At 67.0% G+C, this 19,669-nt stretch carries 17 protein-coding genes; 5 read left to right on the forward strand and 12 right to left on the reverse strand.

Annotated features, from left to right (window positions below; all coding sequences use genetic code 11):
• Nucleotides 1–16: 16 nt before the first annotated feature.
• The gene (proC, locus tag SB816_RS26485; protein WP_054502597.1) at nucleotides 17–850 is read right to left on the reverse strand and encodes a pyrroline-5-carboxylate reductase; all 834 of its coding nucleotides are present in this window, start codon (nucleotides 848–850) and stop codon (nucleotides 17–19) included.
• Between the two features lie 193 nt (nucleotides 851–1,043).
• On the opposite strand from proC, the gene ugpB reads away from it, so the two are divergent.
• The 4 genes from ugpB (at nucleotide 1,044) to SB816_RS26505 (ending at nucleotide 5,480) form a co-directional block, all read left to right on the forward strand.
• The gene (ugpB, locus tag SB816_RS26490; RefSeq protein ID WP_054502598.1) at nucleotides 1,044–2,357 is read left to right on the forward strand and encodes a sn-glycerol-3-phosphate ABC transporter substrate-binding protein UgpB; all 1,314 of its coding nucleotides are present in this window, start codon (nucleotides 1,044–1,046) and stop codon (nucleotides 2,355–2,357) included.
• Nucleotides 2,358–2,591: 234 nt separating this feature from the next.
• Nucleotides 2,592–3,473, forward strand: coding sequence for a sn-glycerol-3-phosphate ABC transporter permease UgpA (ugpA, locus tag SB816_RS26495; RefSeq protein WP_006386446.1), 882 nt, complete (start codon nucleotides 2,592–2,594; stop codon nucleotides 3,471–3,473).
• An 18-nt stretch (nucleotides 3,474–3,491) separates the two neighbouring features.
• The gene (ugpE, locus tag SB816_RS26500) at nucleotides 3,492–4,343 is read left to right on the forward strand and encodes a sn-glycerol-3-phosphate ABC transporter permease UgpE (protein ID WP_006386445.1); all 852 of its coding nucleotides are present in this window, start codon (nucleotides 3,492–3,494) and stop codon (nucleotides 4,341–4,343) included.
• A gap of 48 nt (nucleotides 4,344–4,391) precedes the next feature.
• Nucleotides 4,392–5,480 (forward strand): sn-glycerol-3-phosphate import ATP-binding protein UgpC, encoded by a 1,089-nt coding sequence (locus tag SB816_RS26505; RefSeq protein ID WP_054502599.1) that lies wholly within the window; start codon nucleotides 4,392–4,394, stop codon nucleotides 5,478–5,480.
• Between the two features lie 80 nt (nucleotides 5,481–5,560).
• On the opposite strand, the gene SB816_RS26510 is transcribed toward SB816_RS26505, so the two are convergent.
• From SB816_RS26510 to SB816_RS26530, 5 genes are all read right to left on the reverse strand, one after another.
• Nucleotides 5,561–6,442, reverse strand: coding sequence for a MipA/OmpV family protein (locus SB816_RS26510; RefSeq protein ID WP_116791204.1), 882 nt, complete (start codon nucleotides 6,440–6,442; stop codon nucleotides 5,561–5,563).
• 83 nt (nucleotides 6,443–6,525) lie between these two features.
• Complete coding sequence (locus SB816_RS26515; RefSeq protein ID WP_175188753.1) at nucleotides 6,526–7,629, reverse strand: serine hydrolase domain-containing protein; 1,104 nt, start codon at nucleotides 7,627–7,629, stop codon at nucleotides 6,526–6,528.
• Nucleotides 7,630–7,789: 160 nt separating this feature from the next.
• Nucleotides 7,790–9,082: an ATP-binding protein gene (locus SB816_RS26520; RefSeq protein WP_054502602.1), complete on the reverse strand. Its 1,293-nt coding sequence runs from the start codon at nucleotides 9,080–9,082 to the stop codon at nucleotides 7,790–7,792.
• Nucleotides 9,075–9,776, reverse strand: coding sequence for a response regulator (locus tag SB816_RS26525; protein ID WP_054502603.1), 702 nt, complete (start codon nucleotides 9,774–9,776; stop codon nucleotides 9,075–9,077). The genes SB816_RS26520 and SB816_RS26525 overlap by 8 nt, the downstream gene beginning before the upstream one ends.
• A gap of 214 nt (nucleotides 9,777–9,990) precedes the next feature.
• Entirely contained in the window at nucleotides 9,991–11,118 is a 1,128-nt protein-coding gene (locus SB816_RS26530) for a branched-chain amino acid ABC transporter substrate-binding protein (RefSeq protein ID WP_054502604.1), read from the reverse strand.
• Nucleotides 11,119–11,387: 269 nt separating this feature from the next.
• Between SB816_RS26530 and SB816_RS26535 the strand changes: the two genes are divergently transcribed.
• The gene (locus SB816_RS26535) at nucleotides 11,388–11,993 is read left to right on the forward strand and encodes an RBBP9/YdeN family alpha/beta hydrolase (protein WP_054502869.1); all 606 of its coding nucleotides are present in this window, start codon (nucleotides 11,388–11,390) and stop codon (nucleotides 11,991–11,993) included.
• A gap of 46 nt (nucleotides 11,994–12,039) precedes the next feature.
• Here the strand turns inward: SB816_RS26535 and SB816_RS26540 are convergent, their stop codons facing one another.
• From SB816_RS26540 to SB816_RS26565, 6 genes are all read right to left on the reverse strand, one after another.
• Nucleotides 12,040–13,203: a polysaccharide lyase family 1 protein gene (locus tag SB816_RS26540; protein ID WP_410547758.1), complete on the reverse strand. Its 1,164-nt coding sequence runs from the start codon at nucleotides 13,201–13,203 to the stop codon at nucleotides 12,040–12,042.
• A 130-nt stretch (nucleotides 13,204–13,333) separates the two neighbouring features.
• Nucleotides 13,334–15,265 (reverse strand): Vi polysaccharide transport protein VexE, encoded by a 1,932-nt coding sequence (locus tag SB816_RS26545; protein ID WP_410547752.1) that lies wholly within the window; start codon nucleotides 15,263–15,265, stop codon nucleotides 13,334–13,336.
• Nucleotides 15,258–16,289 (reverse strand): sugar ABC transporter, encoded by a 1,032-nt coding sequence (locus SB816_RS26550; protein ID WP_410547759.1) that lies wholly within the window; start codon nucleotides 16,287–16,289, stop codon nucleotides 15,258–15,260. The genes SB816_RS26545 and SB816_RS26550 overlap by 8 nt, the downstream gene beginning before the upstream one ends.
• A 121-nt stretch (nucleotides 16,290–16,410) precedes the next feature.
• Nucleotides 16,411–17,124 carry an ATPase gene (locus SB816_RS26555; RefSeq protein WP_054502606.1) on the reverse strand — a complete coding sequence of 238 codons (714 nt, stop codon included), beginning with the start codon at nucleotides 17,122–17,124 and terminating at the stop codon, nucleotides 16,411–16,413.
• Nucleotides 17,125–17,133: 9 nt separating this feature from the next.
• Nucleotides 17,134–18,474 carry an ABC transporter permease gene (locus SB816_RS26560; RefSeq protein ID WP_116791205.1) on the reverse strand — a complete coding sequence of 447 codons (1,341 nt, stop codon included), beginning with the start codon at nucleotides 18,472–18,474 and terminating at the stop codon, nucleotides 17,134–17,136.
• A 7-nt stretch (nucleotides 18,475–18,481) separates the two neighbouring features.
• Complete coding sequence (locus SB816_RS26565; protein ID WP_054502608.1) at nucleotides 18,482–19,642, reverse strand: polysaccharide biosynthesis/export family protein; 1,161 nt, start codon at nucleotides 19,640–19,642, stop codon at nucleotides 18,482–18,484.
• Nucleotides 19,643–19,669 lie beyond the last annotated feature (27 nt).

Genomic DNA, 19,669 nt, shown 5'->3' on the forward strand with positions numbered 1-19,669 from the left:
CGCGCCTTGGCCACGCTCACTTGCCGAACTCCTCGGCCAGCTCGCGCGAACGCCGCGCGGCCGCGGCCATGGCATCCTCGACGATGCCGGCGAAGCCGGCGGCATTGAACGCGGCCAGCGCCGCGGCGGTGGTGCCGCCCTTGGAAGTGACGCGCTCGCGCAGCACCGACGGCGGCTCGGACGATTCGGCCGCCAGCTTGGTGGCGCCCGCGAAAGTGCCCAGCGCCAACTGGCGCGCCTGCTCGGCCGTCAGGCCGACCTTCTGGCCGCCGGCGATCAGGGCTTCGAGGAACAGGAAGACATAAGCCGGACCGCTGCCCGACAGCGCCGTCACGGCGTCGAGCGCCGCGTCATCGGCCACCCACACCACCTCGCCGACGCTGGCCAGCATGGTGGCGGCCAGGTCGCGGTCGGCCTGCCCCACGCCATCCAGCGCCGCCAGGCCGGTGATGCCGGCGCCGACCAGCGCGGGAGTATTGGGCATGCACCGCACCAGGCGGCGCCACGGCGCCTCGGGCGTGCCCAGCCAGCCGGCCAGCGTATCGGCGCGGATGCCGGCCGCCACGCTTACCACCAAAGTGTCGTCGCGCAACCACTGACGCGTGGAAGCCACAACGTCTTTCATGTTCTGTGGCTTGACCGCGAACACCCACACGCGGCAGCGCGCCAGGGCCTCGTCCGGGACGGTCGCGGTGGTCATGCCGCGGGCCTGCCAGGCGGCGTGCGAATCCTGGTTAATGTCAATGACATGAATGCTGCCGGCGGGGCATACTTTGCCCGCAAGACCGGAAGCCAGCGCGGCGGCCATGTTGCCGCCGCCGATGAACGCAATCGAAAGTTCGTTTTTCATAGCATGCGATTGTAAACCGGCCTGTTCCGGCGGGAAAAAAAAGAAAATGTTCGTTCGCGCCTAAAACGCGCAATTTGACAGGCGTTTTAAGTGATGTGAAAGTCACGGTTTTGTCACAAACAATTCATAAGGTGACGTGTTTTCCGCGCCCGGACAACCCGGTCGCGACACGCCCAACTGGAGGAAACCTCTCATGCGATCCCACCGAATTGCCCTCACCTTTGCCGCCGTCATGGCGGCCTTCGCGGGCGCTTCCGCGCACGCGGCCACCGAAATCACGTTCTGGCACTCGATGGAAGGCGCGCTGGGCGACCGCGTGAACGGCCTGGTCGACGAGTTCAACAAGAAGAACCCCGACTACCAGGTCAAGGCCGTCTACAAGGGCAACTACGGTGAATCGATGAACGCCGGCATCGCCGCGTTCCGCGCCGGCAACGCCCCGGACATCCTCCAGGTGTTCGAAGTCGGCACCGCCACCATGATGTACGCCAAGGGCGCCATCAAGCCGGTGCAGCAGATGTCGGAAGAAGCCGGCAACCCGATCGACCCGAAGGAATTCATCGGCGCCGTGGCCGGCTACTACTCGTCGGCCGAAGGCAAGCTGGTGTCGATGCCCTTCAACAGCTCGACCGTGGTGTTCTACTACAACAAGGACGCCTTCAAGAAGGCCGGCCTGGACGCCGACAAGCCGCCCAAGACCTGGGAAGAGCTGGCCGCCGCCGGCCAGAAGCTCAAGGCCGCCGGCCAGGAATGCGGCTACACCACCTCGTGGCCGTCGTGGGTCCAGTTGGAGACGTTCTCGGCCTGGCACAACGTGCCGTACGCCACCAAGGATAACGGCTTCGGCGGCCTGGACGCCCGCATCGCCATCAACACCCCGCTGCACGTGCGCCACCTGGAAAACCTGGCCAAGCTGGGCAAGGAAGGCATCTTCATGTACGGCGGCCGCGGCGACGAGCCGAACTCGCTGTTCATCAGCGGCAAGTGCGCCATGATCACCGGTTCGTCGGGCCTGCGCGCCAACATCGCCAAGAACGCCAAGTTCGAATTCGGCACCTCGACCCTGCCCTACTACGCCGACGTCCAGGGCGCGCCGCAGAACACCATCATCGGCGGCGCCTCGCTGTGGGTCTTTGCCAACAAGAAGCCGGAAACCTACAAGGGCGTGACCGCGTTCTTCAAGTTCCTGGCCAGCCCGGAAATCGCCGCCCGCTGGCACCAGCAGACCGGCTACGTGCCCGTCACCAAGGCCGCCTACGAGCTGACCAAGAAGGAAGGCTTCTACGACAAGAACCCGGGCACCGAAGTCGGCGTCAAGCAGTTGAACGTCGAAACCACCGCGCAATCGCGCGGCCTGCGCCTGGGCTTCCTGCCGCAGATCCGCGAAATCGAGGACGCTGAAATCGAACGCATCGTGTCGGGCAAGGTCTCGGCCAAGGATGGCGCCGAGAACATCGTCAAGCGCGGCAACGAGCTGCTGGAAAAGTTCGAGAAGAGTGTAAAGTAACGCCCGTTCCGGGCCCCGGAACAAGCCCCGTCACGCACGATTTCCGTTTCGCGACAGGGGCTTGCGTGATTCAAGAGAGGCTTAAAGCCCTGGTTATTTTGGGGCTTTAAGCCTATCGTGCTTATGCGTGTCGGCGCCTTCGGGCGCCTAGAGCCAGGCCGGTGCCGCTTCCCGGCCGGCGGTTTCAAGCGGCGGTTAATCCAACCGCCGTTTTTCGTACCTTGGGTTCCCCCTATGGAAAAACGTGTTGTCTTTGGGCACAAGACCCTGCCCTATCTGCTGCTCCTGCCGCAGATCGTCATTACCGTGGTCTTCTTCTTCCTTCCCGCGGGCCAGGCCATGTGGCAGTCGATGCGGCTGGAAGATGCGTTCGGCCTGTCCTCCGAGTTCGTCGGTCTCGACAACTTCATGGAGCTGTTCTCGCAACAGGCCTACCTCGATTCCTTCCGTGTCACGGCGGTGTTCTCGATCCTGGTCGCCGTGGTCGGCCTGGGCGTGTCGCTGCTGCTGGCCGTCATGGCCGATCGCGTGATCCGCGGCGCCGGGCTCTACAAGACCCTGCTGATCTGGCCCTACGCCGTCGCGCCCGCCGTGGTCGGCGTGCTGTGGCTGTTCCTGTTCTCGCCCTCGGTCGGCATCCTGGCCGTGGCCCTGCGCCAGGCCGGCGTCGACTGGAACCCGCGCCTGGACGGCAACCAGGCCATGATCCTGGTGCTGATCGCCGCCGTCTGGAAGCAGGTCTCGTACAACTTCCTGTTCTTCCTGGCCGGCCTGCAGTCGATTCCGCGCTCGCTCATCGAAGCCGCCGCGATCGACGGCGCCAGCCCGTCGCGCCGCTTCTGGAGCATCGTCTTCCCGCTGCTGTCGCCCACCACCTTCTTCCTGCTGGTGGTCAACATCATCTACGCCTTCTTCGACACCTTCGCGGTGGTGGACACCACCACGCAGGGCGGCCCCGGCACCTCGACCTCGATCCTGGTCTACAAGGTGTACAGCGACGGCTTCCGCGGCCTGGACCTCGGTTCGTCCGCGGCCCAGTCGGTGGTGCTGATGTTCATTGTGATTGCCTTGACGGTCGTGCAGTTCCGCTACGTCGACCGCAAAGTGCAGTATTGATTTTCGAGGCAGATAACAATGGTTGAACGCCGTCCCTGGCTGGATATTCTGGCCCACGTCATCCTGCTGTGCGGGGTGGCCATGGTGGCCTTTCCGCTCTACGTCACTTTCGTCGCGTCGACCCAGACCGCGCAGGAAGTGGCCTCCGCGCCGATGTCGCTGATCCCCGGTCCGCACTTTGTCGACAACTACATGCAGGCGCTGTTCGGCGGCTCCTCCGGCGGCTCGTCCGGCGCGCCGGTGGGCCGCATGATGTACGTCAGCCTGATCATGGCGCTGGCGATTTCCATCGGCAAGATCGCCATCTCGCTGCTGTCGGCCTTCGCGGTGGTGTATTTCCGCTTCCCCGGCCGCATGTTCTTTTTCTGGATGATCTTCGTCACGCTGATGCTGCCGGTCGAAGTGCGGATCGCGCCCACCTACAAGGTGGTGGCGGACCTGGGCCTGCTCAACAGCTACGCCGGCCTGACGCTGCCGCTGATCGCCTCGGCCACGGCCACGTTCCTGTTCCGCCAGTTCTTCCTGACGGTGCCGGACGAGCTGATCGAGGCCGCCCGCATCGACGGCGCCGGCCCGGTGCGCTTCTTCCGCGACGTGCTGCTGCCGCTGTCCAAGACCAGCATCGCCGCGCTGTTCGTGATCCAGTTCATCTACGGCTGGAACCAATACCTGTGGCCGCTGCTGGTGACCACGCAGGAAGACATGTACCCCGTCGTCATCGGCATCAAGCGGATGATCAGCGGCGGCGACAGCGTGACCGAATGGAACATCACCATGGCCACCGCCATGCTGGCGATGATCCCGCCGGCGCTGGTCGTCATCCTGATGCAGAAATGGTTCGTCAAGGGTCTGGTCGACACTGAAAAGTGAAGATTGCCCATCACGCCTACCCGACAACGACTCCGATACGAATAACTCATGGCTACTCTCAGCTTTCGCAACGTAAAGAAAACCTACGCCGGCAACGTGCCGGTCATCCATGGCATCGACATGGATGTGAAGGACGGTGAATTCATCGTCATCGTCGGCCCCTCGGGCTGCGGCAAGTCCACGCTGATGCGCATGGTCGCGGGCCTGGAAACCGTGACCAGCGGCGAGATCGTGATCGACGACAAGGTCGTCAACAATCTCGAGCCGGCCGAACGCGACATCGCGATGGTGTTCCAGAACTACGCGCTCTATCCGCACATGACCGTGTTCGAGAACATGGCGTACGGCCTGAAGATCCGCAAGTTCTCCAAGGACGAGATCAAGAAGCGCGTCGACGCCGCCGCCCAGATCCTGGAACTGACCCACCTGCTGGACCGCCGCCCGCGCGCCCTCTCGGGCGGCCAGCGCCAGCGCGTGGCCATGGGCCGCGCCATCGTGCGCGAACCCAAGGTGTTCCTGTTCGACGAGCCGCTGTCGAACCTGGATGCCAAGCTGCGCGTGGCGATGCGCCTGGAAATCATGAAGCTGCACCGCCGCCTGGGCACCACCAGCCTGTACGTGACGCACGACCAGGTCGAGGCCATGACGCTGGCGCATCGCATGATCGTCATGTACCAGGGCGTGCCCGAGCAGATCGGCACGCCGATGGAAGTGTTCGAGAAGCCCGCCTCGACCTTCGTGGCCGGCTTCATCGGCTCGCCGCCGATGAACCTGATGGAAGTCAACGTGGCCGGCGACGGCACGGTGCAGACCGCCGACGGCCTGGCGCTGGAGATCTCGCCGCTGCAAGTGCCTTCGCCGGTGCGCGGCCGCAAGGTCATCATGGGCATGCGCCCCGAGCACATGCTGCTGAACACCCAGGGCGTGCCCGCCGAAGTCGAGATGGTCGAAACGCTGGGCTCCGAACAACTGGTCCACTGCCGCTGCGGCAAGACCACGCTGGTCGTGCGCTGCACCACGCGCCAACTGTCCGAGTCCTCGGCCAAGGTCGGCGACCGCGTCAATGTCGGTCCTGACGGCCGTCACCCGCTGCACTGGTTCGAGGCCGACACCGGCCGCCGCGTGCAAGGGCTGTAATCCATCGCGGCGGGGCCGGCGGCGATACGCCCGGCTGGCCCGCCCCGCCCTTTCCCGTCCGGGAAAGGGTCCCTTCCCGCTCAATACGTGTACGTCACCATGGTGCCGACAGAGTACTGGTTGCGCTCCTTCACGATGGGGCTGTCGGCCGCGTCGCCGTAAAGGCGGCGCGCTTCGCCCACCACCGACCAGGACCACGACTTGCTCAACGGCAGCGCCCAGGTCGCGCCCAGGCCGATGCTTTCCAGGCCGCCCTTGGGGTTGTAGCGGCGGTAGCCCGAGTTGGCGGACTGGCGGTCGCTCACGCCATACCAGGTGCGCATGTAGTTGCCGTCGCCGAAGTTGCCGCTCAACGCCAGCGAGACCGAGCCGGCCGAGCCTTCGTACACCGTGGTGCTGGCGCCCAGGTTGAACAGCGTGTAGGCGCTGCCCACGTCGCGGTCGTCGCCCTTCTTGAACGCGTGCGCCACCGTGGCCGACAGCGTCACCGGACCCCATTGCGTCTCGGCGTCCATGCCGATCTGCGCGCGGCTCTTGATGTCGCCCATGCCGCGCAGCTTGTTCGACCCCTCGAAGCCTTTCTTGTGATCCTTGCGCGAGGCGCTGGGCGCGAGATAGAAGCGGAAGGTGCTGCTGAGCGCCTGCGTCTCCCAGCCCAGGCCGTGCGCGGTGTCCAGGAAGAACCCGTTCGGGCTGCGAATGCCCAGGCCGACGATCGGCAGGGCCGAGCTTTCATCGCTGCCGCTGTAGCGCGGCGCATAGCCGACGCCCAGCGTGCCGTAGAATTTCCACTCGTCGGCCGGTTTCTCGGTGCCGGTAGCGACCTCGATGCCGCGCGAGCTGGCGCCGCGAGAACCGTAGACCGAATTGTCGGCGACCTGCTGGCCGCCCGCGGCGAACGACAACACCGGCAGGCTGGCCAGCAAACACGCCGCGCCGGCGCGGCGCTGCATCAGGGACATAGGGAGATTTCGCTTCATAAGAACATCCGGGAAACGAGGTTGGGGGAAAAACTCGGCCACGCCGCGGCAATCGCGGCGCGTGCTTACTCTTGCGCCATGCCTTTGGCCTGGCGCATCAGGTTCATCGCGAGGGTCGAAACCGAGGCCACCAGCGGCTCGGCGCTGTCGGCATTGCTCATCACCAGCACCGCCAGCTTTTCGCGCGGCGCCAGCAGCCAGCGGGCATGGAAGGCTTCGGTGGCGCCGCTGTGTTCGCGCAGCGCGTCGCCTGCGATGTAGTCGGCATCGCAGGGCGCCGCCAGCCACGACAGCGCCAGGCGGCATTCCAGGTCCATGCCGCTGGCCACCGTCTCGAGATTGAGCAGCGTGAGCGCGGATTCGTCCTTGAGAATGCGGCGGCCCTGGTAGGCGCCGCCGCCAAACAGCATGCTGGAGAAGCGTGCCATTTCGGAGGAACTGGCCCACAGGCCTTCGGCGGCCTCGTTCGGCTGCGACTGTTCGATCCACGGCATGCCGCGGCGGTAGCCGGCCGCGCGCAGTTCGCGCGCGTCGTCGGCGGCGCCCGCGATCCGGAAGCCTGCGCGCGAGATGTTCAGCGGCTGCAGCAGCGTGCGGCGCACGTAGGCGTCAAAGGGTTCGTCGGCGGCGTGCGCCACCATCTCGCCGAGCATGGCGTAGCCCATGTCGGCGCGGGCCCGGCCCATGGTGTCTTCCAGCGTGTCGGGGCGCAGCGCCAGCAGGCGTCGCACGGTGAAGGGAGAGGTGCCCATCCAGTGCATGGCGGCGCGGCGCGGCTCCAGCTCCCATTGCGGCAGCGCCTGGGCCGCCGGAATGTCCAGCGACAGGCGGCCGTCGTCGGCGGCGCGCAGCACGCCCGCGGCGGTCACGAGCTTGGAGATGGCGCCTACGCGGTAGAGCGTGTCGCCGGTGGCGGTGCGATGACGCGCCGAATCGGCATAGCCGAAGCCGCTGCTCCAGACCGTGCGCTGGTCATCGACGATGGCGATGGACAGGCCCGGCACCCGCTGCGCATCCAGGTCATAGGCGATGCGCTGCTTCAGATACGCCACCACCGCCGGATAGTCGCCCTTGGATATCGTCGGCGGCGCGGCCGGCGCCCCGCCCTGACAACCGCCCATGGCGATCAGGAACATGGCGGCGGCAGCCAGGCGGGTGAGCGAAAACATGACGAACGGGCAACCCTCTTCTGAGAACTGCCGTCATGCTAGTCGGCGACGCGATCCCGATCTTTCCCGCTTTGTATGGAGTTTGTGAAGATTGGAAGGACAGATTGTTAAGTTTGTTAAAGGCGTGCCGGATGAATGCGGCCCGCCCCCGTCCCTAGCCTCAGGCCGCCTTCCAACTGACGATGAAACGGGCGCCGCCCAAGGGGCTGTCCGCGGCCTGCGCGGTGCCGTTGTGCCAGCGCGCCACGCGGCTGACGATGGCCAGCCCCAGGCCGGTGCCGCCGGTGCCGCGGTCGCGGCTCTCGTCCAGGCGGATGAAGGGTTCGAAAATGCGCTCGCGGTCGGCTTGCGGGATGCCCGGGCCGTCGTCGTCGACCATCAGCACGTACTCGCGCGGCGCGGGCGACACCAGGCTGACCTGGACCCGGCCGCCGGCATAGCGGATGGCGTTCTGCAGCAGATTCAGCAGCGCGCGCGTCATGTAGCGCTGGTGCAGGTGCACCTCGCGCACCTGGCACAGCACCACTTCGCAGCGCACGCCCGAGTGGTCCGCCTCGAAGCCCGCGTGCTGCACCACCGCGTCGAGCCAACTGCGGGCGTCCTGCGGCTGCAGCGCGACGCCGTCGCCCTTGTGCTCCAGGCGGGCGTACATCAGCAGTTCGGAGGCCATGCTGTCGAGCTCGGCGACGTCGCTCTTCATGTCGTCGATCAGGCGCTGGCGCTCGGCCGGCTCCTCGGCGCGGCTGATCATGTCGAGCTCGAACGACAGGCGCGCGATCGGCGTGCGCAGCTCGTGCGAAACGGCGTTGGTCAGCTCGCGCTGGTTGCCGATCAGCGCGGCGATGCGCTCGGACATCAGGTTGAAGGTGTCGCCCAGGTTGCCGATGCTGGAATGCCGCGACAGCCGCGCGCGGGCCTCCAGGTCGCCCTGCCCCATGCGCAGCGCGGCGGTCTTGAGCGCCTCCAGGTCGCGCCAGATCGGCAGCGCCCACACCAGCATGAAGGCGCACAGCAGCAGCCCCAGGGCCGAGTAGACCGCCGCCACCACCCACGGGCCGAACGACGGCTCGGGCGGCAGCTTGACCTCGAGCCACTGGTGGCCAGGGCCGGGAATCGCGGCCACGAAGGTCTGCATCTTGTCGCGGATGAAGAAATCGCCGCGAGCGACGATGCGCCGCTCGCTGTCGCTGGCGTTGTAGTCCGACGCGTTGAAGACGCGCAAGCCCAGGCCATAGTAGGGCTTGAGCTGCTTTTCGATGTAGGCCGCCCGCGCTTCGGGTTCGACCTTCGACAGTTCCAGCACCAGGCTGTGGATCTGCCCGCGCACCGACTCGCGGGTGTAGGCGTCGCTGACCGGCTCGAACAGGTAGTTGGCGGAACGGTCCACGACTTCGTTGGAAATCACGAAGCCGACCGCCAGCACCACGAAGAGCCGCAGGACGAATTTAATCATCGCCGCCCTCGTGCGCCTTGGGCGAGAACAGGTAGCCCTTGCCCCACACGGTCTTGATGCGCGCCGGATCGCGCGGGTCGTCGTCGAGCTTGCGGCGCAGCTTGCTGACGCAGACGTCGACGCTGCGGTCCAGGCCGTTGAACTCGATGCCGCGCACCGCATTGAGCAGATCGTCGCGGGTGAGCACCTGGCCGGCCTGGCTGGCCAGCGCCCACAGCATCTCGAACTCCATCGTGGTCAGGTCGACCTCGACGCCGCCGTGAACCACCGCCCGGGTGCGCCGGTCGATGACCAGCGGCCCGAACTCCAGGCGCTCCGGCGGCTCCTCGAGCTGGCTGTGGCGCCGCAGCAGCGCGCGGATGCGAGCCAGCAGCACGCGCGGCTCGACCGGCTTGATGACGTAGTCGTCCGCGCCCGACTCCAGGCCCAGGATCTGGTCCAGGTCGTCCTCGCGGGCGGTCAGCATCAGGATCGGCGCCGACGAGAAAGCCCGCAGGTCGCGGCAGACCTGCAGGCCGTCGCGCCCGGGCAGCATCAGGTCGAGGATGGTGATGGCCGGGTCGTGGCGGCGGAACGCCTCCACCGCATGGTCGCCGCGGTAGGCCTGGGCGACCTGGAACCCGTGTTGCTCCAGGAACTGCGCAATCAGGCGCGACAGCTTCGGATCGTCTTCGACTAGCAAGGCCTTGGTCATGGGGTGTCCGGACAAAAAATGAGAGAGCGATTTCGCCGCATTCTACGCAAAACCGCGCGAGCGGCGTTCGACCCCACCGGCGCCGGCTCGGTTCCCGGCGGGCGGCGTGCACGAAAAAGCCGGGCGGGAAGACGTCGCTTCCGGCCCGGCCGAGGGGTCTGGCGGGTGGCGCGCGCCGGCGAACGGCAAAGCCGCCCGATCGCGCGCCAAGTCCTTATTTATAAACGGACTTCGAACCGTCCTTGTGCCACACAAACACGTCGAACTGGAAGTTCGTCAGGTCGCCCTGCTTGTTCCAGCTAACCTTGCCGATGGGCGTGTCGAACGAGTTGGCGTGCAGGTACTTGGCAACCTTGGTCGGGTCTTCGCTGCCGGCGCCCTTGATGCCGTCGGCGATGACCTGGGTGGCGGTGTAGGCCGTCATCTGGAACGCGCCGCTGGCGTTGCGCTTCTTGGCGGCGAAGGCCTTGACGATCTCGGCGTTGGCGGCGTTCTGGGTGAAGTCGGCCGGCAGCGTCAGCAGCATGCCTTCGACGGCATCGCCGGCGATGGCGTTGATGTCCGGATTGCCCGTGCCTTCCGGACCCATCCACTTGGCCTTCACGCCCTGCTCGGCCGCCTGGCGCAGCAGCAGGCCCATTTCGGGGTGGTAGCCGCCGTAGTAGACGAAGTCCACGCCCTGGCTCTTGAGCTTGGTGATGACCGCCGAGTAGTCGCTGTCGCCGGCGTTGATGCCTTCGAAGATGGCGACGGGCACGCCGCCCTTTTCGAGGTCGTTCTTGACGGCGGTGGCGATGCCTTGGCCGTACGACTGCTTGTCGTGCAGCACGGCGGCCTTCTTGGGCTTGAGCTTTTCCAGGATGAACTTGGCGGCGGCGGGGCCTTGCTGGTCGTCGCGGCCGATGGTGCGGAAGATGAAGTCGTAGTTCTTGCCGTCGGTCAGGGCCGGCGACGTGGCCGAGGGCGTGACCATGACCACGCCTTCGTTGTTGTAGATGTCGGCGGCGGCGATGGTGGCGCCCGAGCAGACGTGGCCCACGACGAAGCCGATCTTGCTGTTGACCACGCGGTTGGCGGCGACCGGACCCTGCTTGGGTTCGCAGCCGTCGTCGATGACCACGGTTTCCAGCTTCTTGCCGTTGATGCCGCCGGCGGCGTTGATGCGCTCCACCGCGGTGTCGACGCCTTCACGGACCATGTCGCCGTACTGGGTGACCGCGCCGGTGGTGGGGCCCACCACGCCGATCTTGATGGTCTGTGCCTGCGCGCCGGCGCTGAACGCCAACCCCGCGGCGACGCTGAGGGCCGCGATGACCGGGGTCAGACGAAATGCTTGCTTCATGAGTGCACTCCTTTAATGGCTTGTAATCGTTGGTTTTTGAACCGGGCGGACGGCCGGAAATGCATTGGTCACGCCCCGTTACGTTGCATTAGCACGGCAAGCATACACTGAAAAATAGCGGCTTTCGCAGGGGTTCCGGCCCGTCTTGCGCGGGGTTTCGATATTGCGGTGCCGCATCCGGGAGGCCGCCGCCCTTATGCCCGACACCGTATATGCAAAAGCGGATTTATTCGTTTGCGTTACTAAGCCGGCGCGGCATCATGGCCGCCATGAGACTCCAACCGATCATCGTCCCCGGATGGAAAGACTCCGGACCCGAACACTGGCAATCGCGCTGGGAGACCCTGTTGCCGCACGCGGTGCGGGTGCAGCAGCGTGACTGGCAGAACCCGGTCAGCGCGGAATGGATATCCACCCTTGCCGGCCTGGTCGACCAGGCCCGCAGCCCCGTGCTGCTGATCGCCCACAGCCTGGGCTGCCTGATCAGCGCGGCGCTGCCGGTGCCGCTGCGCGCCAAGGTCGCCGGCGCCCTGCTGGTGGCGCCGGCGGACGTCGAGCGTCCCGACGCGCCGGACTGTCTGCGCGGTTTCGCGCCGATCCCGCGCCACTCCTTGCCGTTCCAGAGCGTGGTGGTGGCCAGCGACAATGACCCCTACTGCCGGCTGGAACGCGCCCGCGCCTTTGCCGAGAGTTGGGGCAGCCGCGTGGTGGTGATCCCGGGCGCCGGCCACATCAACGCCGACAGCGGACTGGAAGACTGGCCGCAAGGCCTCAAGCTGTTCGGCGCGCTGCGCCGGCGCGCCTCGTGGCGCGTGTCGCCGCCGCCCGAACGCATCGCGCCGATTCCCGAGCGGCCGCTGTCGCACCAGGCCTGACCCCCGACTCGGGTTCCCCGCGCGCCGCGGCCTCGCCGTGCCGCCGCTATCTTGGGCAGCCCGCGCCCACCCGCGTCGCGGGCAGCGGCGTATCGCCGCTGGTGTTCCCCGCGTGCTTGCGGATCCGGTCCGCCAGTTCGGCCGAGGGCGTCTCATAGCCATAGCAATACGGCGGCGTCGGCGCGGCCTCGGGGCGGTAGTCCTGCAGCACGGGTTTCGCGTCTCCCAGATACAGGTTGTCCTTCAGGCGCAGGAACGCCTTGAAGTCGCGCGTATAGCCGTGCACCGCCTTCAGGTCCTGGTAGGCACCCTCGTCCGACGCCCCGTTGTCCAGCGCGCTGCGCTTGGCGGCGGTGGGGATGTAGCGGCAGTAATTCACCTTCACCCCTTCCACCGTCGGGAAGAACTCGGGCTCCACGCATTGGCGCTTCGCATCGTTGTTGAAGATATTGCCCTCGACCAGCGCCTTGGCCTCCAGGCTGAAGCTCATGCCGTAGAAATCCCAGTTCTCCAGCAGGTTGTTGAACAGGTGGAACGTGCCGAACTGACCCCGGGGATTGCGCTGCACGGTGTTGAAGAAATAATTGTGGTGCAGTGTCACGCGCGCGATGGAATCCCGCTCGTAGTTCGCGAACAGGTTCTTCGAGGTGATGTTGTTGAGCAGCATGACCTTGTTCGAGTTGTGGAACTTGGTCCACGAAATCGTGACGTCGGTGGAGCCGTTCTTCACGTTCAGCAGCCGGTCGGACATGCGCGACAGGTCCATGTGGTCCACCCACACGTCGCGGCTGTCGTTGGCGATGTTCACGGCCTGCGTCAGCCGGTTCAGGCGGCCATCGATGGTCAGGTGCGTGAGGATGACGTTCCTGCTGCCATACACGCCCAGTCCGTCGTCGATCAGGGCCACGTGCCTGCCACGGCCGTCGATCGTGGTGTTGGACGGCACCCGCAACTGCGACTCCAGCACGATCGTCATGTCCGAGGCGAAGCGGATCCAGGTCGGCCCCTTCTTGGCCTGCGCCAGCGCCGCGCGCAGCGTGCCCGGTCCGGCGTCCTGGTCGGAGGTGACCTCGATGAACTTGCCGCCCAGCCCGCCCGTGGCCCGGGCGCCATAACCCTCGCGCTGCTGCAGCAGTTCGGAAACGAAGGGGCAGCGCTCGTCCGGACTGGCGCAGGATTCACTGGCGGCGGCCGCGCCGCCAAACAGCATGCCCAGCGCGGGCAGCCAGGCCAGCGCGCGCAGCAACCGGCGACGGACCCGACCGGCGCGCCTGCGGCGCGGCGCCTGCTCCGCCGCCGCTTGCCTTGAATTCGTTGTCGCTCTCATGGACATTCACTCCCTAACGCTGCGCGGACCGATCCGCGGACTGCACGTGCCGCCAGATGCCGCCGCTCAGGCGCAGGTTTTCCGGCGGACCGGCCACGTGCGCCCGCAGATGCTTGAAATAGGCCGCCTGCCAGCGCGCCGCATACGCATCGGCGTCCTCGCCCGGTTCCACGGCGGGCAGCATCTCCAGCGTGTAGGCCACCTTGCCGTTCTCCCAGCGCGGCGTGTAGAACACCGACGGCACGCCCTGGCGGTGCGCCAGGTGCGCCGCGAAGCTGGAATAGGTCACCGACTGCCCTTCGAAATCCACGCGTGGCGCGGCCGGGTTGGCGGCGCCGTCCACGGCCAGGCACAGCACGTTGCCCGAGGCCAGCGCGCGCATGCAGGCCTTGGCGACCTGCGCCTCGGTCTGGTCGGCGGTGGAGATCAGGGCGGCGGCATAGCTGCTCTGGGCGATGCTGGGCGCGGTCGCCAGCCAGCGCGAGGGAATGCCCAGCAGTTCCAGCGCCATCAGGCCGGCATACATGGGCCCCACGTGCGCCGTGGCCACCACCACGCCCCGGCCGGTGGCCAGCAGCGGCGCGAAGAAACGCTCGCCGGTATCCAGTTCGCCCAGCACCTGCATGGCTTCCTCGACGCTGTCCTCGCGGCATTCGAGCCAGTCGAACAGCAGGTGATCCACCAGATGGCCCCAGCGCGCGCGCCGCTCCCATTGCGCACGGTCGGCCTTGGCGTCGTCGCGCAGCGACCAGGCCCAGTCCAGGCGGGCTTGCGGGATCGGGGCGGTATCCAGTTTGTGTTCCAACTGGTCCAGGGCTTCCTGGAAAGTCGCCGGCAGCGCCTGCCCGCGTTGCGCCACGTATCGCTCGAACAGGGCCTCGGCCTCCTGCTTGCGCCCGGCCTGCGACAGCGCGCCGATGGCCCCGCGCTGCCAGAGTCGTTTTTCGGGCGACTTCTCGACCAGCCGCAGCATCTGGTCGGCAGCCTCTTCATACTGCAGCGTGTAGCGCAGCGCGCGCGCGTACAGGGCGCGGGTCTGCTCCAGGTCCGGCGCCAGTTCCACGGCCTGGCGAAGCGGCGCCACGGCCTCCTTGTAGCGGCCGGCGCGCAGCAGGGTCTCTCCATGCAGCGTCAACAACCGCACGTCGGCCGGCGCCGCGCTCAAGCCCGCCTCGAAGTGCGCCGGGGCATGCAGCTTGCGGTCGTCGTCGGTGGCGCGCCGCAAGTGCGCCAGGCCCAGCGATGCGCGCAGCGCCGGGGCGTCGTGCCCTGCGTCCAGCGCGCCGTTGCCCAGCTCGATCGCCGCCTCGACCCGGTCGTCGTCCAGCAAGGCGCGCACAGCCACCGTCGCCACGCGCGCGTTCGGCAGATCGGCCGCCTGCAAGGTCATGGCAATGGCAGCCGCACCGGCCGAATCGTCGTTGCGCGCATGGGCCAGCATCCACCAATGCGCCTCGCCCGGATTGGCGCGCGCCACGGCAGCGGTCTGGCGCGCAACCTCGGCAGCCTGCGGAATGCGTCCGGCCTGCACGCGCAGTTGTATCCGCGCGGCCTGCAATGCCGCGTCCTGGGGCGCGATCGCGGCGGCGGCGTCGGCCTGGGCGATGGCCCGGTCCCACTGCTCGGTGCGGCCCAGCAGGCTGGCGAGCAGGCGGCGGTCGTCGGTGCGCGTCGGATAGGCCTCGACCAGCCGCTCCAGCGCGGCGATCGCCGGCTCGAGCCGGCCCACCTTCACGAACGGCGACACCAGCAGGCGGCGCGCGTCGCGCCAGCCCTCCTCCACCCGCGCCAGCGCCGGTCCGAGCCCGGCCATCGCCTGCAACGGATCATCCGCCTCCAGGATCTGCTTGATGACGGCGCGCAGGCGGCTGACGCCATCGCTCGGAGCGGCCTGGGCGGCGGTCGGCGCCAGGGCGCCGGGGCGTTCTATCGTGGTATCAACCATGGCGCAATCCTCTCAGCAATGCCATCGCCGCGCGCAGCACGAACATGAGCACGAAGCCCAGCGCCAGCGCCTGCAGCAGCAGCACCCCCGTGCGCGGGCTGTTGGGCCGGTCGGTGGAGACCGGTTGCGCGATGATGGACAGGTAACGCTGCAGGCGCAGGGCGTCCGTCACGGCCTGCTGGTAGGACTGCTGCGCCAGCGTCAGATTCGAATCGGCGAAGGCCTGCGTATTGCGCAGCGCCTCGTATGACTTGAGTTGTTTCGCCTCCGTGTTGCCCTCGCCGCTCAGGCGCTGGCGCACGGCGGCGAGCCGTTTCTTCAGGGCCACGACCTGCGTCTCGGCGGGCTTGAGCATGAAATGGTCCTTGTTGTTCAGCGCGCGGATCTTGTCCAGGTTGATCTGGGCGGTGCTCAGCTCCGCTTCCAACTGGCTCGACAGGTTCAGCAGCATGGCCACCGTCGCGGTCGGGTCGATGTTGCCGTGCGTGGTACGCCAGGTGGTCAGCGCTTCGCGGGCGCTCAGCGCCTTCTGCTCGGCCTGCCTGACAGATTCCTCGCTGACCCTGAGCTTGTCGGCCACGCCCTTTTCATTCATGGAGCTGACGAACTCTTCCGCCAGGCCGATCAGCGCCCTGGACAGGGTTTCGGCGTCCTCGGGCGAATACGCGCGCACGCGCAGCACGTCGATCTGCTCCAGCGCATTGAAGGAAACCTGCACCGAGGCCCGATAGGCGCGATACAGATCGTCCTCGCTCGAGTCCTCCGACAGATGGTTGGCCGGGTCCAGGCCCTTATTCAACAGGTATTGGCGCAGGCCGACCTTCTTGTCCAACTGCCGCATGCTGTCGCGCGACCTGAGGAAGTCGCTGACCGCCCAGCCGTCGACGAAGCCGCCGAGCATGCCGCCCGAGTTGCCGGTCGTGAGCAGGCTGGCCGCCATCGCGCCGCCGCCCTGCTGGCCGGAGCCCGACTGCACGAAGAAGCGCGATTCGGCTTCGTAGCGCGGCGTGGCGATGCAGAGCACGTAAACCAGCGCCAGGACCACCGGGGCGACGACGATGAGCGCGTTGATCCAGCGCCGGCGGCGTCGATCCTCCAACGCCGACTGCCGTTCGCGGCGCCGGCGCTCGATCTCGGAGCCGCTCTCAGAAGCCGAGCTGGCCCTCGTCGAATCCGCCGAAAACGTCGTCGCCTGTTCCGGATTCGCTTCGTGATCGTCGCGGGGGGAACTTCTGGATGCACTGGTCGAGGTCGTCTTCGATGCGGAGTGCGCTTCGTTCATAAATCAGGCCCTTCAGGCAATAGTCCGCCAATTGATTCTGGCGATAACTGGAAAGAATGAGCGTCCTGCCGACCAGCCGTTCTTCGAACAGCGCCAGCCAGAGACGGGTGAAACGGCAGGGTTCGAAGGGAATGGCCCCTTCGATCACGTAGACATCGAACGCCGGCGCCAGGGCCAGCGCAAACGAAAACTCCTGCCGCGCGAACAGCGGCCAATGCTCCATCGGCCGCGGCAGGCTCTTGGGGTCGGTAATCAGGTCGGCCACCAGTTCATAGGTGGCATCGGCGTCGAGCTCGTACATCTGGCTCACCAGCTCGATCATGTTCAGGCCGCTGGCCTTGCCGCGGATGAAGCCCTGCCGGCCGATCGCCCACGACACGTTGCCGTCGTGCTGGACGAAGCCCTGGCGCGGCGGCCGCAGGCCGCACAGCAGGTCGATGATCTGGCGGTGCAGCTCCGGCGCCGGCGACAGCAAGGCATAGCGCCCGACGGGAATGTCGAGGCTGGCCTGGGCCAGCAACGCCTGCCGGTGGCCGAAGGCCAGGGGTTCATCCGTGACGCGATTGAGATGGATCATCGTCATTCCTCACATGGGCTGGATGTTGGGTCGGGCCAGCCGCTCGGCCGCCAGGGCGACCACCATCAGAAAAACCAGGCTGGTCAGGAAGTACCCCAGGCTCGCGTCCTGCGACGTATAGGAATCAAAGTAGGCCGAGCGCAGCAGTTGCATGCCATGCGAGAACGGCAGCCACAGCATCCAGGGCCGCAATTGTTCGGGCAACTGCTCCGAAACGAAAAAGACGCCCGAGAAAATCTGCAGGAAGCGTTCGATCACCGGCGCCAGCCGCAGGAAGAAGTGCCAGAACGTCGCGATCGCGCCGAACAGCAGGCCCATCGCCGCGGCGCAGCACGCCATCAGCACCACGTACAGCATGAAGCCCGGCCAGCTCTTGGGCAGCGTGATGAGATCGAGCGCATGGCCGGCGGTGATCAGGACCACGAACACCACCAGGTACACCGACACGTACAGCAGCGCCTGCACCAGCGCGCACATCAAGGGCGACACGCCCTGGAAATTCAACAGGCCGCGCGCCGACACATACGCCGTGCTGCTGCGGAAGATGATCTGGCGGAACATGATCCAGGTCGTCGCGCCCAACAGCGAGAAGGTCTGCACGTCCATCCCCAGGATGTAGTGCGTGCCCATCAGGATGTAGAGCGACGAAATCAGCGTCAGCAGCACCACCGGGCCCACGAACGCCCACAACAGCGCGATCCGGCTTTCGCCATGCATCACATGCAACTGATAGACGAACAGCGCCAACAGCGTGCGTCCGCCTGGCCAGCCGCGGCCGGCGATATGCGGACGATGCCCGGCATGCAGGCCGCGCACCCGGTCCCGCAGGATCTCCAGGTCGCTGGCCTCGCCCGCCGGCAGCTCCATCTCCAGCGCGATATCGTTGCGCGAGGCACGGCGACGCGCCTCGCGCGCCTCGTCCTGCCTGCGCCGCTGCTCGCGCCGCTCCTGCGCCTGGGCCAGGCGCCGATCCTCCGCCACCAGCCGCGCGGGCATATAGCCCGGCGCGAACACCTCGACGCCGGCGCGGATGTCCTGCTCCAGCAGGCGCACGATGATGCGCAGGCGTCGCCGTGAAAAATCGGCCAGCGACTCATCGACCTCGGCGCGCGCGATCTCCGCGTCCAGCTCGGCCTGCACCGCCTCGTAGACCGCCCGCCGGGCGGCCACCGAGTCGTGCGGCTCGCCCTGCAGACGCGCCAGCAAGGGCTTGAACAGCACAGCCGGCTCCGCCTTGGCCTCGAACAGCGCGGCCGGGTCCAGGCGCCAGGCAGCGACGCCCGATCCCACCGCGTAGCTGCTGTCCTTTCTCCGCGAACGCCAACCCTTGATCCGATCCTCGTTGCTCATCGACACGCTACTGGCTGATGCCGTTGGAGGCGCCGGAGCCGGAGTCGGAGTCGATCGCCCGAGTGGCGCTGAAGCCGGCGCTCATGGTCACGCGGAACGCGGACAGCACCTTCTGCACCTGGGTGAACGGCGCGTCGGAGATATAGATCGCCTGGCCTTCCTTCACCGTGAATTCGCGGGCCAGCGCCACCTGTTCCGGACGCGTGAGATCGAACTGGTACACCACTGGCAACAGGTCCGGCTTGCCCTCGGCGCCTGCCTGCGCCGGCGTGAACAGAAACACCGAGCGCGGGTCGGCGGTCTGGTCGTCCAGCCCCTTGGCGTCGGCCAGCGCGTCCAGCACGCTGTAGTTACGCTTGCTGATGGCCACGCGGCCCTGGTTGCCGGCCGCGCCAAGCACGGTCAGGAACTCGCGCGATTCGTACGCGGTGATGACGTCGCCCGAGCGCAGCAGGATGTCGTTGTTCTGGTTGCGGTAAATGTCCGACAGGCGCACCGAGGCGACCTTGTTATCGCGACGCAGGCTGATGACGAGCTGCTCGGGATTGGTCTGCACCGGCGCCGCCTGCGCCAGCGCGCTGCTCAGGCGCTGGGACGTCTGCGTGATCGGGTACATGCCCGGCTTGGTCAGGTTGCCCTGCACGGTCACCATCTGCCCGCGCGCGTCGGTGGCGCGCGTCACGCTGACATCGGCGCCAGCCACCAGCCGGCTCAGCCGCGCCACGATGGCGTCATGCAGTTGCCCCAGCGTCATGCCGCCCGCCTTGAATTTGCCGAGGATGGGAAAGGACACATAGCCATTGCGGTCCAGCTCCTGGTTGCCCAGGTCGCTCACCCCCGTCGGATCCGCCGCGAACACGCCCAGTCCGCCGCGTTCCCACACCTTCACGTTGATGCCATCGCCGGGCACCAGGGTGTCGAAGCCGGCCTCGGTCAGGTCGCGATAGCGAACGGGAAAATCGGACACCTCGGGCACCCGGCTCGCGCGCGCGAGTTCGCGCGACGCCGGCATCACGATGACGTCCTTGGCGTCGTGCGCGCCTGTCATCTCGCTCAACATGGGGCCCGAGCGCGGCAGTTGGCAGCCGCTGAGCATGAGTACGGTGATCAGCAGCAGGGCCGGCGCCGCAATGCGGCGCGGGCTCGCCGCCGGGACGTTCATTTGCATAACTTCCTTTATCTTCAGGACCAGGAT

It is taken from the genome of Achromobacter sp. SIMBA_011 (assembly GCF_046535435.1).
Classification (GTDB): Bacteria; Pseudomonadota; Gammaproteobacteria; order Burkholderiales; family Burkholderiaceae_B; genus Achromobacter; species Achromobacter dolens.